Source organism: Paludibacterium denitrificans, from assembly GCF_009707705.1.
In the GTDB taxonomy this organism is placed as follows: Bacteria; Pseudomonadota; Gammaproteobacteria; order Burkholderiales; family Chromobacteriaceae; genus Paludibacterium_A; species Paludibacterium_A denitrificans.
The window spans coordinates 719,246-734,142 of sequence record NZ_WLYX01000001.1 but is presented as its reverse complement, the minus strand read 5'-3'; the positions used below and the strand labels follow the sequence as shown (position 1 = coordinate 734,142).

21 protein-coding genes, 4 tRNA genes and 4 pseudogenes are annotated in these 14,897 nt (G+C 58.5%); 6 read left to right on the top strand and 23 right to left on the bottom strand.

Annotated elements, in window-relative coordinates; all coding sequences use genetic code 11:
- Positions 1-87: 87 nt before the first annotated feature.
- The 5 genes and pseudogenes from GKE73_RS05030 to GKE73_RS05010 all read right to left on the bottom strand — a co-directional run bounded on the left by GKE73_RS05030 (position 88) and on the right by GKE73_RS05010 (position 2,876).
- Positions 88-1,024: pseudogene (locus GKE73_RS05030) on the bottom strand (LysR substrate-binding domain-containing protein).
- 3 nt (positions 1,025-1,027) lie between these two features.
- Positions 1,028-1,288: a cell division topological specificity factor MinE gene (minE, locus tag GKE73_RS05025; RefSeq protein ID WP_230369320.1), complete on the bottom strand. Its 261-nt coding sequence runs from the start codon at positions 1,286-1,288 to the stop codon at positions 1,028-1,030.
- Between the two features lie 3 nt (positions 1,289-1,291).
- Positions 1,292-2,108: pseudogene (gene minD, locus GKE73_RS05020) on the bottom strand (septum site-determining protein MinD).
- A 31-nt stretch (positions 2,109-2,139) separates the two neighbouring features.
- Positions 2,140-2,448 (bottom strand): septum site-determining protein MinC, encoded by a 309-nt coding sequence (gene minC / locus GKE73_RS05015; protein ID WP_230369319.1) that lies wholly within the window; start codon positions 2,446-2,448, stop codon positions 2,140-2,142.
- A 14-nt stretch (positions 2,449-2,462) separates the two neighbouring features.
- Positions 2,463-2,876 carry a hypothetical protein gene (locus tag GKE73_RS05010; RefSeq protein WP_230369318.1) on the bottom strand — a complete coding sequence of 138 codons (414 nt, stop codon included), beginning with the start codon at positions 2,874-2,876 and terminating at the stop codon, positions 2,463-2,465.
- A 347-nt stretch (positions 2,877-3,223) separates the two neighbouring features.
- Here GKE73_RS05010 and GKE73_RS05005 point away from each other — a divergent pair, with 347 nt between their 5' ends.
- Both GKE73_RS05005 and GKE73_RS05000 read left to right on the top strand, forming a co-directional pair.
- Positions 3,224-3,466, top strand: coding sequence for a phasin family protein (locus tag GKE73_RS05005; protein ID WP_230369317.1), 243 nt, complete (start codon positions 3,224-3,226; stop codon positions 3,464-3,466).
- A gap of 53 nt (positions 3,467-3,519) precedes the next feature.
- Positions 3,520-3,786, top strand: coding sequence for a hypothetical protein (locus GKE73_RS05000; protein WP_230369316.1), 267 nt, complete (start codon positions 3,520-3,522; stop codon positions 3,784-3,786).
- An 88-nt stretch (positions 3,787-3,874) separates the two neighbouring features.
- On the opposite strand, the gene GKE73_RS04995 is transcribed toward GKE73_RS05000, so the two are convergent.
- Genes GKE73_RS04995 through GKE73_RS04985 form a run of 3 tightly spaced genes read right to left on the bottom strand, consistent with a single transcriptional unit; the run spans position 3,875 to position 5,502 of the window.
- The gene (locus tag GKE73_RS04995; RefSeq protein ID WP_230369315.1) at positions 3,875-4,600 is read right to left on the bottom strand and encodes a hypothetical protein; all 726 of its coding nucleotides are present in this window, start codon (positions 4,598-4,600) and stop codon (positions 3,875-3,877) included.
- A gap of 60 nt (positions 4,601-4,660) precedes the next feature.
- Complete coding sequence (locus GKE73_RS04990; protein ID WP_230369314.1) at positions 4,661-5,269, bottom strand: LysR substrate-binding domain-containing protein; 609 nt, start codon at positions 5,267-5,269, stop codon at positions 4,661-4,663.
- Entirely contained in the window at positions 5,266-5,502 is a 237-nt protein-coding gene (locus GKE73_RS04985) for a LysR family transcriptional regulator (RefSeq protein ID WP_230369313.1), read from the bottom strand. Before GKE73_RS04985 ends, GKE73_RS04990 begins: the two co-directional genes overlap by 4 nt.
- Before the next feature lie 184 nt (positions 5,503-5,686).
- Between GKE73_RS04985 and GKE73_RS04980 the strand changes: the two genes are divergently transcribed.
- Entirely contained in the window at positions 5,687-5,962 is a 276-nt protein-coding gene (locus GKE73_RS04980; RefSeq protein ID WP_230369312.1) for a hypothetical protein, read from the top strand.
- A gap of 353 nt (positions 5,963-6,315) precedes the next feature.
- Here GKE73_RS04980 and ppa read toward each other — a convergent pair whose 3' ends face one another.
- On the bottom strand, positions 6,316-6,852 hold the full coding sequence (gene ppa / locus GKE73_RS04975) for an inorganic diphosphatase (protein WP_230369311.1): 537 nt from the start codon (positions 6,850-6,852) through the stop codon (positions 6,316-6,318).
- A gap of 131 nt (positions 6,853-6,983) precedes the next feature.
- On the opposite strand from ppa, the pseudogene coq7 reads away from it, so the two are divergent.
- A pseudogene (coq7, locus tag GKE73_RS04970) lies at positions 6,984-7,605 on the top strand (2-polyprenyl-3-methyl-6-methoxy-1,4-benzoquinone monooxygenase).
- A gap of 160 nt (positions 7,606-7,765) precedes the next feature.
- Here the strand turns inward: coq7 and GKE73_RS04965 are convergent.
- The 4 genes from GKE73_RS04965 to GKE73_RS04950 form a co-directional block, all read right to left on the bottom strand.
- Positions 7,766-7,841, bottom strand: a tRNA-Glu gene (locus tag GKE73_RS04965).
- A gap of 3 nt (positions 7,842-7,844) precedes the next feature.
- A tRNA-Arg gene (locus tag GKE73_RS04960) sits at positions 7,845-7,921 on the bottom strand.
- 5 nt (positions 7,922-7,926) lie between these two features.
- Positions 7,927-8,002: transfer RNA gene (locus tag GKE73_RS04955), tRNA-Glu, on the bottom strand.
- Positions 8,003-8,005: 3 nt separating this feature from the next.
- A tRNA-Arg gene (locus tag GKE73_RS04950) sits at positions 8,006-8,082 on the bottom strand.
- Between the two features lie 306 nt (positions 8,083-8,388).
- Here GKE73_RS04950 and GKE73_RS24545 point away from each other — a divergent pair.
- Positions 8,389-8,700 (top strand): annotated as a pseudogene (locus tag GKE73_RS24545) (3'-5' exonuclease); the annotation flags it as partial.
- 38 nt (positions 8,701-8,738) lie between these two features.
- Positions 8,739-9,809, top strand: coding sequence for an ethanolamine utilization protein (locus GKE73_RS24540; RefSeq protein WP_230371550.1), 1,071 nt, complete (start codon positions 8,739-8,741; stop codon positions 9,807-9,809).
- Positions 9,810-9,880: 71 nt separating this feature from the next.
- On the opposite strand, the gene GKE73_RS04935 is transcribed toward GKE73_RS24540, so the two are convergent.
- The 10 genes from GKE73_RS04935 to GKE73_RS22575 all read right to left on the bottom strand — a co-directional run bounded on the left by GKE73_RS04935 (position 9,881) and on the right by GKE73_RS22575 (position 14,884).
- Positions 9,881-10,633 carry a flagellar motor protein gene (locus tag GKE73_RS04935; protein ID WP_230369310.1) on the bottom strand — a complete coding sequence of 251 codons (753 nt, stop codon included), beginning with the start codon at positions 10,631-10,633 and terminating at the stop codon, positions 9,881-9,883.
- Positions 10,634-10,678: 45 nt separating this feature from the next.
- Positions 10,679-11,035, bottom strand: coding sequence for a sigma-70 family RNA polymerase sigma factor (locus tag GKE73_RS04930; protein WP_230369309.1), 357 nt, complete (start codon positions 11,033-11,035; stop codon positions 10,679-10,681).
- Complete coding sequence (locus GKE73_RS04925; RefSeq protein WP_230369308.1) at positions 11,005-11,424, bottom strand: sigma-70 family RNA polymerase sigma factor; 420 nt, start codon at positions 11,422-11,424, stop codon at positions 11,005-11,007. Before GKE73_RS04925 ends, GKE73_RS04930 begins: the two co-directional genes overlap by 31 nt.
- Positions 11,421-11,747 carry a MinD/ParA family ATP-binding protein gene (locus GKE73_RS04920; RefSeq protein WP_230369307.1) on the bottom strand — a complete coding sequence of 109 codons (327 nt, stop codon included), beginning with the start codon at positions 11,745-11,747 and terminating at the stop codon, positions 11,421-11,423. Before GKE73_RS04920 ends, GKE73_RS04925 begins: the two co-directional genes overlap by 4 nt.
- A gap of 13 nt (positions 11,748-11,760) precedes the next feature.
- On the bottom strand, positions 11,761-12,066 hold the full coding sequence (locus GKE73_RS04915; protein WP_230369306.1) for a MinD/ParA family ATP-binding protein: 306 nt from the start codon (positions 12,064-12,066) through the stop codon (positions 11,761-11,763).
- Positions 12,036-12,290 carry a hypothetical protein gene (locus tag GKE73_RS04910; RefSeq protein ID WP_230369305.1) on the bottom strand — a complete coding sequence of 85 codons (255 nt, stop codon included), beginning with the start codon at positions 12,288-12,290 and terminating at the stop codon, positions 12,036-12,038. The genes GKE73_RS04915 and GKE73_RS04910 overlap by 31 nt, the downstream gene beginning before the upstream one ends.
- Positions 12,291-12,292: 2 nt before the next feature.
- On the bottom strand, positions 12,293-13,030 hold the full coding sequence (locus tag GKE73_RS04905; protein WP_230369304.1) for a flagellar biosynthesis protein FlhF: 738 nt from the start codon (positions 13,028-13,030) through the stop codon (positions 12,293-12,295).
- Positions 13,000-13,644 (bottom strand): flagellar biosynthesis protein FlhF, encoded by a 645-nt coding sequence (locus tag GKE73_RS04900; RefSeq protein ID WP_230369303.1) that lies wholly within the window; start codon positions 13,642-13,644, stop codon positions 13,000-13,002. The genes GKE73_RS04905 and GKE73_RS04900 overlap by 31 nt, the downstream gene beginning before the upstream one ends.
- Positions 13,645-13,763: 119 nt before the next feature.
- Entirely contained in the window at positions 13,764-13,934 is a 171-nt protein-coding gene (locus GKE73_RS22580; protein WP_312854364.1) for an FHIPEP family type III secretion protein, read from the bottom strand.
- Entirely contained in the window at positions 13,874-14,884 is a 1,011-nt protein-coding gene (locus GKE73_RS22575) for an FHIPEP family type III secretion protein (protein WP_280954773.1), read from the bottom strand. The genes GKE73_RS22580 and GKE73_RS22575 overlap by 61 nt, the downstream gene beginning before the upstream one ends.
- Between the last annotated feature and the right edge of the window lie 13 nt (positions 14,885-14,897).

The following is a 14,897-nucleotide window of genomic DNA, read 5'->3' as shown; positions in this document are numbered from 1 at the left end:
CGTTAGTGGTCTGATATGAAAAAGGTTGGCCGAATTATTCGGCCAACCTTTTTGTGTGCTATCCCCGACAGCCTCCACCTAACGACCTTAGGCTGGTGTCGCCGCGCCTTCCAGCATGGTGACGCCGGGCAGGCCAGAGCGGAATACCGCCTGTTGCAGCGTTTCCACTGCTTTCTTGCGGAAAAACTGCTTGCGCGTGACCAGCAGAACACGACGTTGCGGTACCGGTTCGCTGAACGGTACCACCGACAACAAGGCCGCATCGCTGGGGCCCACCGAGGTGGTAAGCATCACGGTAATGCCCATGCCGCTGGCCACCATGTGGCGAATGGTATTAAGCGAGCTGCCCTGTAACATGCTGGCCAAGCCGACTGGTTCTGGCGGCTGGCCAGCTCGCTACAGGCTTGCAACACCTGATCACGGAAGCAGTTGCCTTGCGTCAGCAGCAGCACACTTTCATCCGACAGCTGGCTGGCCGATACGGTATCGCGCTTCTCCCACGGGTGCCCCTTGGGCGTAGCTACGACAAACGGCTCGTCATACAACGGCCGGGCTTCCGTACCGGCTTCATCAAACGGGTCGGCCACGATAATGGCATCCACCTCGCCGCGCTTGAGCATTTCCGCCAGCCGCAGCGTGTAGTTTTCTTCCAGAATCAGCGGCATGTCCGGCGCCAGAATCCGCAGGGCAGGGATCAGGCGCGGCAGCAGGTACGGGCTGATGGTGAAAATCACCCCCAGTTTCAGCGGCCCGACCAGTTCGTTCTGGTGTTCGTCTTAGCCAGCTGTTTTACCCGTTCCGCTTCTTCCAGCACCCGGTGCGATTGCTCCACGATGCGCTCGCCGATTTCGGTGACCGCCACTTCCTGCCCGCCGCGCTCGAACAAGGTCACGCCCAGTTCGTCTTCCAGCTTCTTGATGGCAATGGAAAGCGTCGGCTGGCTGACAAAGCAGCTTTGTGCCGCCCGGCCGAAATGGCGTTCACGCGCCACGGCTACGATATAACGCAGTTCGGTTAGCGTCATGATTTAACGCTGGTTTTCCTGCAGCACGATATTGACTTCCAGAACCTCCAGATTGTCCCGGCGTTCCAGATTGACCTTGATGTCATCCTGATTAACTGCCACGTATTTGGAGATCACTTCCATCAATTCGCGTTGCAAAGTAGGCAGGTAGTCCGGTGCGCCCGTGCGGCCATCGCGCTCGTGCGCCAGAATGATCTGCAGGCGTTCACGCGCGATAGAGGCCGACTTTTGACGTTTGCCAAAAATGAGATCAATGAGCGACATGACTTAACCTCCAAAGAGGCGCTTGAGAAGACCCACTTTGGGGGCTTGCAGGAAACGCATCGGGCGGTCTTCGCCCGGGAATCGTGCAATAACGTCCGAGTACGCTTCGGCGACATCGGAGCCTTGCAGGTGAATGGTAAGCGTACCGGAGTTGGACGCTTGCAGCACGGATTGCGATTCCGGAATGACACCAATCAGTGGCACGCGCAGGATTTCCTTCACGTCGTCCACCGACAGCATCTCACCCTTGTCGACGCGGGCCGGTGCATAACGGCTGATCAGCAGATGCTCCTTGACCGGTTCGCGGCCTTCTTCCGCCCGTTTGGATTTGGACGACAGAATTCCCGAGGATGCGATCGGAGTCGCGTACTGATGATACTTCCGGGTTGGTGACGATCAGCGCTTCATCGGCAAAATACAGCGCCATCAGCGCGCCTTTTTCGATACCGGTAATACGAGTCGCAAACAATGTAGTCAAAGCCGCTGTCGGCCAGTTCGGCCAACACTTTTTCCACGCCTTCTCGGCTGAGCGCATCCTTGTCGCGGGTTTGCGAGGCTTAGCAGGATAAATAGATTATCGCAATGCTTGTCCTTGATCAGCGCACTGGTTCAGGGTCGCCTCACCATGCACGACATTGATCAGGTCGTACACCACGCGTCGCTCGCAGCCCATGATCAGATCCAGGTTACGCAAGCCGACGTCAAAATCGATCACGACAGTCTTGTGGCCACGCAGGGCAAGGCCAGAAGCGAAACTGGCGCTGGTGGTGGTCTTGCCTACGCCACCCTTGCCGGAAGTCACGACGATGATTTTTGCCACAGTAAATCCCTTTGGATGAATGAAATATCCGTTACTCGCCGAGCGCGGTCATCACCAAGCGCTCGTTCTCAAGAAAGACCTGAGTGGGCTTGCCTTTAATGCTGTGCGGCAAGTCTTGCTCAATGGTGCGGTAAACGCCAGCAACCGAAACTAGCTCCGCTTCCATGCTGTAGGTAAAGATGCGGGCGCGGGTATCGCCACGCGCGCCTGCCAGCGCCCGGCCCCGCAATGGCGCATAGGCGTGAATGTTGCCATCAGCAATGACTTCGGCCCCGGCGCTGACCATGGCCAGCAGCACCAGATCACCGCCCTTGGCATAAATCTGCTGGTAAGCCCGCACCGGGCGGTCGACGATCAGCGTGGGGGCGTGGCTGGGGTAAGCGCTGGCGCGGGGGCAACTTCGGGTTCCGGTTTGACCGGCTCCGGCTCTTGTACCGTCGCCACGCTGCGCGGCTGGCCCACGGTGCCGGTGTAGACCAGGCCAAAGCGGTTGGCGATGGCGGCCAATGCACTATCCGGGTGACGCAAGGCAACCGCACGGATGCCACAGCGACCGAGCAGCGGCAGCAGACGCCCGTAGTCCAGATTGGCCGGATCGGCCAAGGCTTCCACGTCCAGCACGAAGGCCTCGGTCGGCGCGGCGCTAGCCGAGCCAAAACGTGCTTCCAAAGCCTGTTTCAGTTCGTCCAGATTGTCAGTACGCAACAGCAGGGCCAGCAGGTCGAGACTGGCTGATTTGATGTCAAAGGCGTTAGCCGCAATAGTCATGATTCTGTTTTATCGGATAGTTTTCTTCTATTGCGCGAGTGTACTGGCTTGGCGCTCCCCTTTCAATGGCGCGGGGCAGCCGGGGTGCGGTTTTGCGGCCTCTGTTGGGCTGGTAACAGTGGCAGCTTGCCATGGCGCCTGATGATTTCATATTTTTGTCATGTCAATGGAATGTTTGTGTTGTAAAAAACCATAATAAATAGTCGTTTACTTGTTTGTGCATCGCAACATTTCTTGACCTCTCCCGGCAGTTGAATTACAGTGCAATTGCTGCATCGCAGCAAAAACAGAGAAGCAGTTTTGTTGCTGTTGTTGCTGAGCTGTCAAACATCATTAGGAGCTAATACATGTTTACCAACACCCCGGAAATTTCCGCTCTGGGACAGGCACAATTCGACAAAGCTGTTCGCCTGTCTTCCATCGTTCTGGCCTCTGCTGAACGTTTTGCCAATCTGCAGCTGGACCTGACCCGCAAGCTGCTGGCTGACAACGCCAAGAATTTCAAATCGCTGGCTGAAGTCAAAGATCCGAAAGCCTTTGCCGACCTGCAGTCTGGTCTGGCTCAGCTCTGGATCAGGCTTTTGCCGTAGCACGCAATGTATACGATGCAGCTGTTGCCACCCAGAACGAACTGACTTCCTTTGTGGAAGAACAGATCGCTGAAGGTAACAAAGCCCTGTTGAGCTCGCTGGACCGTCTGTCCAAGAATGCTCCGGCTGGTTCCGACGTTGCCGTATCGGCCCTGAAGACTTTTGTGAACAGCTCCAATGCTGCATTCGAAAGCGTTTCCAAGACTGCCAAGAAAGTTGGCGCAGAGATCGCCGAAGCCAGCGTAGAAGCTGCCACGCACTCGGCCAAAGCTGCTACCGATGCCGTTTCTCGCAAGAAAACTGCTTCGACCGCTGCCTGATTCACTCGCCAGTGCATGATAAAAAAACCCGCTACGGCGGGTTTTTTCATTTCTGCTGTCCGTGCTTAGTTACCGGATGGCTCTTGCATTATCGTGCTGAAGATTTCCTGTACAGCCTCGGCCAAGGCCCAGTGCCAGTACGATCATCCGCGCCAGGTTGGCGGCGAAGTGAGCTTGCTCTCTGGCGGGGGTGGAAAAGTCGCCCAGCACGGTGCTGGTCTCCAGTGTCTCGTGATCCAGCCCGTGTCGCTTCAGATATTGCCGGGCGAGGGCCAGCATGTTTTCGGCCAACGTCAGCTGTTTTTGAAACAGCTGCTGCCAGTCGATATGCAGGGGGTCCCTGGCTGGACTGGGGGGTGAGATCGGCCAGTGCCTGTTGCCGGGCAAAGCGCATGGCATCAAGGATGTAGCGGGTGAAGCGGGCGCTGCCGACCGGTCCACACGGTAACCACGCACCCGGCGCCGGTGCGGCTGCATCCAGCCACAGTTGCGCGGCATTGGGTAGCTCACCCGAGTAGCCGACCAGCAACATGAAGCCATGTGCTGCGCCAGCGGGCAGGAATGAGCCGCTGACTTCGATCAGCGTTTTACCGTGTTGTTGTGCCAGTGTCTGGGTGGCGAGTAGCTGCTCGGTGTTGTCGGTGGTCAGATCCAGCAGGGTGTTGTCGGCCAGAAAGCCTTGCCATGCCGCGGGGAGCCAGCCGTGCTGCGCCAGATGGTGAGGCGTTGGGTACGCAACCACCCCTTGCGCCGCCAAGCGGTGCAAAAACCGAGGGAGGTAAGGGGCGTTGCCCAGCGCTGTGTAGGTCACCATCGACTCAGAAAGTCAGTTCCTGCCGTTTTACCGCTAATTCCAGCCGTTGAATAAACCAGCTTAAGGCTTTGCTCGGCAGGGGTTCCTTCCGGAAAAAAATACTTTGATATTGCCACGGTTTTCCAGAATGGTTTTTTCCACCAGCTGGCCGCTCTCTAGATAACTGGCCACCATGGAGCGCGGCAGATAGCCACAGCCCAGTCCGGCAACCAGCATGGCAAGCTTGGCTTCTCCACCCGGTACGGTCAGGGTTTCCTGGCCTTCCAGTATGCCGGAGGAACGTGTCGGTAAACGGCGTGAGGTATCGCCCACGCTGATGGCGCGGTGCCGACGCAGCACGTGCGGCGGAATCGGCTCGGCTTCCTGCGCGAGCGGATGGTGAGGCGCCACCACAAACGCAAAATCAACGGTGCCCAGATCGCGGGCGAAATAATCCCCCGGCGGCGGGTGGCTGGGCGCGCCAATTACCAGATCGGCCCGGTCGTCGTACAGAGCATCCCAGATGCCACCAAATACCTCACGACTGAAGCGCAGATGGGTGCCGCTATGCAGGGCATCGAATTCGGCAATGATCGGCACGAGTTGGCCGAATTGCAGCAGATCACCAATGGTGATCAATAGTTCACTTTCCCAACCGCCAGCCAGGCGACGAATGCGATGTTCGATCATGCCTGCGGCATCGAGCAGGTAACGGCCATCCTTGAGCAGGCGTTCGCTCTAGGGGTGAGGCGGGCGCGATGACCGGAGCGGTCAAAGATCGCGATATCCAGATCCTGTTCCAGCTTCTGGATGGTGTAGGTGATCGTGGATGGCACGCGATGCAGCTCTTCGGCGGCGGCCGAGAAGCTGCCGTTACGAGCGATGGCATCCAGTACCAGCAGGGCATCCGGGGATAATTTCATGTTCAAAATTTTCGAAATATAGTTTCAATTCTTTCCGCTATCAGTGCGCCATTGTCGTGCCTAAAATGAGTTCCGTAATCCCACACGATCACTCGCACAGCTCATTAAGCCGTGTTTATCTTTACTTGTAAATGGCTGAGATAAGATCAATTTTTTTGATTGATTTTTCTTGTGCCAAGACGTCATGGCGCCGCGCCGTGCCGGTGATCCGATGAGCCTGATTCACCATAACAGGAGCGAAAAAATGCTTAAGAAAACCCTTATCGCCGCTTTGGCCGCCAATGCACTGATCACCACTCTGGCGTATGCCGGTGATGGCTACGACAACTGGAAAAACCAGCAAGTGGTCAAGGCGCAGGCACAGAACCTGTCTGTGAAGAGCGATGCCGAACGCCAGGCCGCCAATGACTATGCCGCCAAGGCCATTGCGGCCCATGCAGAAAATTATCGCGGCCATTGATTGAATGGTTCGAGGCGATGCGGCGTTTGCCATGTCGCCTCGACTACTTTTTCAGGATACCCTTATCATGCTGAAACATACTGTAATGGCCCTGTCGCTGATGTTGGTTGCTCGGCACTGGCTGGCGATGGCTATGATTATCGTCAGGCGCGCGGTGAGCGGGCGGTGGCAACGCCAGTGTCTGTCCAATCGGTGGCGCCGGTGACACCGGTCGCGGCGGAGAACCCGCTGCATCCGGTTGACACCCACCATACCTCGCGCTGAGTGAGGATAGCGGGTGGTCGTTCCACCATTGTGAGTATTAAAAAAGGCAACATTTGCTTCTTTTTATCTGTGGGCGGTTGCCGCCACGATCAGGCTTTTTGCTTGTTGGCGCGTTCAATGCCTTCAACCAGTTCGGTCTTGGCATCTTCCAGCGTGCCCCAACCCTGAACCTTGACCCATTTGCCTTTTTCCAGATCCTTGTAGTGCTCGAAGAAGTGCACCATCTGGTTGCGCAACAGTTCCGGCAGGTCTTCCAGCTTCTGGATGGCCTTGTACATCGGACAGAGTTTTTCCATCGGAACGGCTACCAGTTTGGCATCCACGCCGGATTCGTCTTCCATCTTGATCATGCCCAGTGCACGGCAGCGGATCAGCACGCCCGGCGGCAGCGGGAACGGCGTTACCACCAGTACATCGACCGGGTCGCCATCATCAGACAGGGTTTGCGGTACGAAACCGTAGTTGGCCGGGTAGAACATGGAGGTACCCATGAAGCGGTCTACCATCAGGGCGCCACTGTCCTTGTCGAATTCATACTTGATCGGAGCACTGTTGGCGGAGATTTCGATTACGACATTAATGTCGCCCGGCATGTCTTTGCCCGGGCCGATCAGATCAAGGTTCATCAGGCAGAATCCTTTTCAGAAGGGTCGTTGAATACGGTTTGTCATTCGCGGCTGATTATAGCAGCAGGTGCCGCCTGTGCGGTGGGCAGGTATAATCTTTGCCCAATTTCATTGGTTTTGAGAACGTCGACATGCTAGATAGCCTGATCGTGGAGTTTGATAAAGGGCTGCGTACGTTATTTGCCTCGGCGGCCAGTAGCCGTGCCCATCCTGATCAAGGGTTGACCGAAGCCGAGTTGTCCGAGCAGGAAAAGCGTCATGCGCAAGGGCTGATGCGCGTCAATCACTGTGGTGAGGTCTGTGCCCAAGCGTTGTATCAAGGGCAGGCGTTGACGGCGCGCAATCCGGCGGCGCGTGAGGCACTGCGTCAGGCGGCGTTTGAAGAGGTGGAGCATCTGGCATGGACCGAGCGCCGCATCCGCGAGCTGGGTGGACGACCAAGCCTGTTCAACCCGCTGTGGTATGGCGGCTCGCTGGCTATTGGCGTCACGGCCGGGTTGCTCGGGGATAAATGGAATCTGGGGTTTCTGGAGGAAACGGAACATCAGGTCGGCGCGCATCTGGATAGCCACTTGCAGCAGTTGCCCGCGCAGGATGTCCGCAGCCGGGCCATTGTGTCACAGATGCGGGACGATGAACTGAAACATGCTGATATGGCGCATGAGCAGGGCGCGGCAGCCTTGCTCGGCACCGGTGACCGGTTTGATGAAGTTGACCTCTAAGCTGATGACGGGCGTGAGCTATCACTTCTGATTGATCAGGGTGGCTCTGCCATAGCGCCGCTTTGCCTGTTCGTTCAACGGGTAAGGTGGCGGCTTTGAGACTTAATCTGCTTAGAGAATTTGTGGTGCGGATGGTAGGCAAGGCGGAAAACAAAAAAGCCCGGCTAAGCCGAGCTTTTTTTGTCGAATCCTGGCGTCCCCACGGGGATTCGAACCCCGGTTACCGCCGTGAAAGGGCGATGTCCTAGGCCTCTAGACGATGGGGACAACTGGTGCATCCGGAGCGATTCGAACGCCCGACCCTCTGGTTCGTAGCCAGATACTCTATCCAACTGAGCTACGGATGCAAACTTGGCGTCCCCACGGGGATTCGAACCCCGGTTACCGCCGTGAAAGGGCGATGTCCTAGGCCTCTAGACGATGGGGACTGCTGGTGCACCCGGAGCGATTCGAACGCCCGACCCTCTGGTTCGTAGCCAGATACTCTATCCAACTGAGCTACGGGTGCACTGTCTTGCAGGACTTGCGTCTTGCGAGAGAGGCGAATTCTATTCATGTGCCCATGTGGTGTCAATACCCTATGGGTTTTTTTGATGGCAAACGTTACACTAAGTCTGACTTCTGTCGTGCGTGGCCTACACCAGTGGCCTTAGGGACGGCGGGTGCAACGAGTAGCAGGTGCTGCGACACCCGGCCATACGCTGCCTGACGCCTGTCTACTGAGCCTGCACGTCAAGAACAATCATCGTTGTGGATGGCCGCCGGTCGTCTATCGTCTTTTCTGCCCGCTGCGGGCCATGAAAGCACATAAAAAGTGGAAACGTTGTTTGACCGGCCTTGTGCCATTGTCGATCTGGAAACAACCGGGGGGCACATTACGCAGGATCGCATCACCGAGGTGGGGGTGATCCTGATTGATGGTGACAGGGTCGAACGCTTTGAAAGTCTGGTGAATCCGGGGCAGCCCATTCCGCCGTTTATCGAGAACATGACGGGCATTTCCAATGCCATGGTGGCCGAAGCGATACCGTTTGCCGGGTTGGCCGAAACCCTGTTCGCCAAGCTGCAAGGCCGTTTGCTGATTGCTCACAATGTCCGGTTTGACTATGGCTTCCTGAAAAACGAGTTCAAGCGCTTGGGTATTCGCTTCCAGAGCGAGGTGCTGTGCAGTGTGAAACTGTCGCGCTTAGGCTGTATCCACAGCACTTCAAGCACAATCTGGATAGCATCATCGCCCGTCACCAGATTCAGCTGGATGCCCGCCACCGTGCGCTGGCCGATGCCGAGGCGGTGTACCGCTTCATTCTCAGTGCCCAAGCGGAATTGGGAGCGGATACCGTTCTGGCGGCCGCAACGGCGCTGGCGGGTAAACCGGCGCTACCGCCGGGGTTGGCCCCCGATGTGGTGGACCAGTTGCCGGATGTGCCCGGCGTGTACATGTTATACGGCGACGATGATGCGCCGCTCTACGTTGGCAAAGGCAGTAATCTGCGGGCGGGGGTGTTGTCGCATTTTGCCGGCGACCAGTCTGCGCGCAAGGGGGGGCTGCTGACCTCGCAGATTCGCCGGGTGGCGTGGCATGAAACGCTGGGCGAGTTTGGCGCCACGCTGCTGGAATCGCAGTTGATCAAGTCGCTGCAACCGGCGCACAACCCGCGCGGGCGCTTGTCGCATGATGCCTGCTCGTTGCAGCTGGAAGCGTGTGACGATGGTTACGTCCGGCCGCGAATCGTGCTGGCAGAACAACTGGATTTCAACCGTACGGCTGACTTGTATGGGTTGTTCCGCACGCCGCGTGAGGCGCGCAAGGTGTTGCTGGAGATTGCGACCGCTCATGGCTTGTGCCAATCGATGCTGGGGGTGGAGAAGGTGACCAGCCGCAAGGGGATGCCATGCTGTGCCCATGCACTGGGACGCTGTCGTGGCGCCTGTATTGGCAAGGAAACGGCAGAGCAGCATAACCAGCGGCTGATGTTGGCCTTGGCGCAGTTGCGGGTGAAGAACTGGCCTTATCCGGCGCCGGTGGCGGTGGTGGAAACCGATGAGGTGACCGGCGTCAGTGTCGAGTATGTCTTTGACCGCTGGTGTTATCTGGGCTCGCGTGCGGGAGGGAGTGGCGCACTGAATGGCGTGCCGCTTTTTGATCTGGATACGTACAAGCTGTTGGAGGCGTACTTGCGCAAACCGTTGCCGGGTACGGCGTTGCGCGTGCTGGAGCCGGAGGCGTTGGGCTAAAACCGGCAATAATTCGTTAAAGGTTGGCCGAACATCCACCGGTTTTTCGGCCAACCTTGCAGTGGTTACGCTTAGTCGTGCATGGCAAGGAAGCTGCGCAGGCGGTTTTCGATGATGCGTGGGTTTTCGCCATTGGCGATCGCCACCATGCCTTCCAGTACCAGTTCCTTCAGCGCCACTTCCGAGGCAATCAGGTGCTTGAGTTTGTTGGCTACCGGCAGGAAAAACAGGTTGGCCGAACCGACACCATACACGGTGGCGACGAAGGCCACGGCAATGCCAGAGCCGAGTTTGGAAGGGTTGGACAGGTTTTCCATGACGTGGATCAGCCCGAGTACCGCACCGAGAATCCCCAGCGTCGGGGCATAGCCGCCTAAGCCCGATTCCCAGATGCGGGCCGCTTGCTTGCGCGCATGTTCAAACATGTCGATTTCGACTTCCAGCACCGCGCGTAGCGTGTCTGGTTCCGCGCCATCCACCAGCATTTGCAGCGCTTTTTGCGTGTAGGGATCTTTTTGCAGGCTGACATAGCCTTCCAGCGACAACAGCCCGCCTTTGCGCGCGGCGTGGCTCCAGTTGATGATGTCGCGGATCATCTTTTCATGGTCGAACAGCGGCGGCTGGAACACCCACTTCAGCATGCGCAGCCCGGCCATGAACTGCTTGGGCGTACTTTGCAGCATGACGGCGCTGACGGTGCCGCCGATCACAATCATGAACGCCGTCAGTTGCAACAGCGAGGCGATGTTGCCACCTTCGATCGCTTGCCCGGCGATGATGGCCGTCAGCCCCATGATGACGGCGATAATGCTGATTTTATCCACTGAATTCTTCCGTTGGCGGCACAAGGTTGGCCGAAGCGGCGGCGCTTACAGCCATTCTCTGAGTTTGGTACGCAGGCGGGTGATGGCCCGGCTGTGCAGCTGGCACACGCGTGATTCGGACACTTCCAGCACCGCGCCAATTTCCTTCAGGTTGAGTTCCTGTTCGTAATATAACGACATGACCAGCTGGTCCCGTTCCGGCAGGGTCTTGATGGCATCCACCAGCGCCTGACGGAAATCACCATCGGTAAGCGTGGACAGCGGGTCTTCGGCCTTGTCATCGGCGATGTTGGTGATGGCATCGGCCAGTGATTCACCATCCTGATCGGAAAAATCGTCAAAATGCACCAGCGACAAGCCGCGACAATCGCTCAGGGCGCTTTGATAATCTTCCAGCGACATGGCCAGTGCTTCGGCAATTTCCGCTTCACGTGGCGGCCTAGCTGTTGTTCCAGCGTGGCGATGGCATTTTCGATCTGGCGCGACTGGCGTCGGGCCTGACGTGGCAGCCAGTCTTCCCGTCGCAACTCGTCCAGCATGGCGCCGCGCACGCGCTGACTGGCAAAGGTTTCAAACTGCACGCCCCGGCTGGGATCAAACTGGCGGGCGGCATCAATCAGGCCGATCACGCCCACCTGAATCAGGTCATTCAGTTCGACCGATGCCGGTAACCGGGCCATCAGCATGCAGGCCAGTTTTTTCACCAGCGGGGCATAGACGGTTACGTCGATGTCGCCATGGGCGGTTGCCATGCTGGTGTAGCCCTTGCGGCGAGGAGAGACTAACGTCATCGTGCATTGACTCCATCTGCCCCGGCCCAGTCGCGCGAGGCGGCAATCAGCAGATCCATGAAGCCGGTGTCGCGGCGCTCGGTTTCCGGTGAATCCCATTGCGGCAATACCGCCGCCAGTTGCGAAAACGCCATGGCGGCTTCGCTCTGCGGGAACGCTTCCATCAGCGGACGGTGCAGGGTATGGCTACGCCGCACGGCCGGGTCGTCCGGTACAAACCCCACCCAGCGCAATGACACCGTGAGAAATTCACTGGCGACTGCGGACAGGCGGGTAAACAATTCTCGCGCTTCTTCCAGATGATGGGCCCGATTGACCAGCACATTGAAGCGTTGCTTAGCCAAAGCCGCTGGCCAGCCGCTTGATGTTGGCATAGGCGCTGGTCAGGGATTCGGCCGTAAGCGACAGCACCAGTATCAGGTTGTCTGCCACGCTGGCCGGGACCGGGTCGATCGAAGGCGAGGGGACATCAATCAGCAGAACCGTGCTGTCCCGTTCCAGTGCAGCAAATTCACTGCCCAGCCTGAGCCACAGCTGGGCGGAAAACAGCGCGCGCTCGTCCGGGCGGGCATACAGGTTGATCAACTGGATGCCCTGTCGTGAGGTCACCATCATTTCATCCAGCCCGTTGACGCTGACCACCGGCTTTCCAGTGTTGCCGTGGTTGGCACGCCCAAGCGACGGGCCTGGATTTGGCCAAAGCTGCAATCGACCAGTAGCGGCCGCTGCCCGGCATAAGCGAGGCCAAGACTCAGTTCGGTCGCCAGTGTGCTGGCACCCGACCCTTCGGCGCCGATAAAGGCAAAACTCGGCGCCCGGCCTGAGTGGGCATTGAGGCGGCGCAGACTGGCAGCTTGATCCAGCATGGTTACAGCCAGCCAGCTTGTGCGGCATTCATGATCGGAACTTCGTCGGCCTGCAAGGCAAACGGCGAACCGGGTTGCGGTGCGCGCAGGGCACGGTCGACCAAGAATGGCGCATTGGATAGGTGCAGATCTTCCGGTACACGCTGACCATTGGTCATGTAGAACAGCGGTAGCCGGTTGCGGATGATGACATCGAGGCTCGGCCCCATGGCGACGGCTTCATCGATCTTGGACAGGATGCAGCCTGCCAGCCCGCCGCCGCGATAGTGGCGTACGACGTCTTCCAGCGTGTGGCCGTCGGCGTTGGCGGCCAGCAGCAGCAGGCGCTCCACCGGGCGGCCCGCAGCGCGGAACAGCTCGGTTTGCGTGGCAACGCGGGCATCACGCTGCCCCATGCCCACGGTATCGATGAACACCAAGTGACGGCTGGCCAGATCGGCCAACGTCAGTTGCAGGTCGCCTTCGTTTTGTACGGAAAAAACCGGAACGCCCAGAATTTTGCCGTAAATGCGCAGTTGGTCCTGTGCGCCAATCCGGTAACTGTCGGTGGTGACCAATGCCACATGCTGGGCGCCAAAACGCATGGTGGCGCGAGCGGCCAGTTTGGCAACCGTGGTGGTTTTGCCCACGCCGGTGGGGCCGACCAGCGCGTAGATTCCGCCCTTGTCCATCAGTTCCTGATCGGCATTGGCACATTTCAGGTTGTGCATCAGGGCCGAACGGGCCCATTTGATGGCCACGTCACCTTGATACTGCAGCTAAGCATTTTTTCGATCAGCTGGCGGATCAGGCTGGCGCTAAAACCCATGGTCAGCAGATGTTTGAACAGCTCGATGCGGTTGGGTGCTTTGCCTTCCATATCCGACCAGGCAAAGCTCGCCAGCTGGCTTTGCAACAGGCTGCGTAGCAACTTGATCTCGTCACCGATCTGCTTCAGTTCCTGAGCCATCACTTCCGGTTCTTCGGTCGCGAGCGGTGCGCTGGGCGGTGCGACAGGTTCAACCGGGACGGCAGGGGCCGGGGCGCGAGGGGCTTCACGCCGGGTAACTGGCGGCGGCACCGGCGGCTGGGCGCTGACCGGTTCCGTCATGCTGGCAAAGGCCTGAGCGCTTTGTGGCACGGCGCGCGGTGGTGCAGTTTCCAGTCGCGGAGGGGCCGGGCTTTCCAGCGGCTCGACCGGCATGGCATAGGTGCGGGCAATGGCCCGGTTGACGGCACTGCCGCTATGGGTTGGCGTCACCGGGGCCGGACGGTTGGCCGCCGGGGCGTTGCGTGGCGGATGACGGCTGGACGACGTGGACAAGGTGGTTGCCGGGTTGGCCACATCGGCATCGGCCACGGCCATGATTTCCACCCCCCGCCCATGGTGGGGCGGTTGGACAGGATCAAGGCGTCCGCACCGAGTTCTTCCCGAACTTGTCGCAGTGCATCTCGTGTGGTTTTGCCGAAGAATTTTTTTACCACCATCTGTTATTAGCCCTTGCTGCCTCCGATGACGGCAATTATACGAATGGATTTATTATCAGGTATCTCATTATGCGAGATCACGCGCAATTGCGGGAGTGCCCGGCGCAGGAAACGTGCTAATAATGGCCGCAAACCGGGTGGCGTGAGCAGCACCGGATTGTAACCCTGATTTTCCACTTGCTCTGCTTCTTGTGCGGCGCTGGACAGCAGATTTTCGGCCAACCCGGCTCCAGTCCGCCGCCGGTCTTGGATTGCACGGCCTGCAGCAGCACATTTTCCAGTGCCGGTTCCAGTGTCATCAACGGCAATTCGGTTTCGCCGGGGAACAGCTGCTGCACGATGACGCGTGACAGGGCGGTACGCACGGCCGAGGTGAGTTCGTCGATGTCCTGTGTGGTGCCAATATGGTCGGACAGCGTTTCCACGATGGTCCGGAAGTCGCGGATGTGGATGCCGTCGGTCAACAATTGTTGCAGCACTTTTTGCAACGTGCTGATCGGGATGATCTTGGGCACCAGATCCTCGATCAGTTTTGGCGATTCCTTGGCCTGATGGTCGATCAGTGCCCGGACTTCCTCGCGGCCCAGCAGTTCTGCCGCGTGGTTTTGCAGCAGGTTGGAGATGTGCGTGGCGACAACGGTACTGGCATCGACCACGGTGTAGCCCAGCGTCTGGGCTTCCTCGCGCTTAAGCGTCGATCCACACCGTTTAAGCAGGCCAAATGCCGGGTCGGTGGTAGGTGCGCTTACCAACTCTCCGCTGACACGTCCCGGATTGATGGCCAGATACTGGCCGATATAGGCCTCGCCTTCGCCCACTTCCACGCCCTTGAGCAAGATGCGGTAGGCATTGGGTTTGATTTCCAGATTGTCGCGGATGTGTACCGGCACCAGAAAGCCCAGCTCTTGGGCAATCTTTTTGCGGATGCCGCGGATGCGGCGCAGCAGTTCGCCATCCTGACTGCGGTCCACCAGCGGTATCAGGCGATAGCCGACTTCCAGCCCGAGTTGATCGACATGTTGCACGTCGTTCCAGCTGACTTCGGCCATCGGCTGTTCCGGTGGCGGCGCGGCGGCTTCGGCTTGTTGCTGTTGTTGCTCTGCCGCCAGTTGGCGTTTTTCCATCATCCACGCCAGCCCG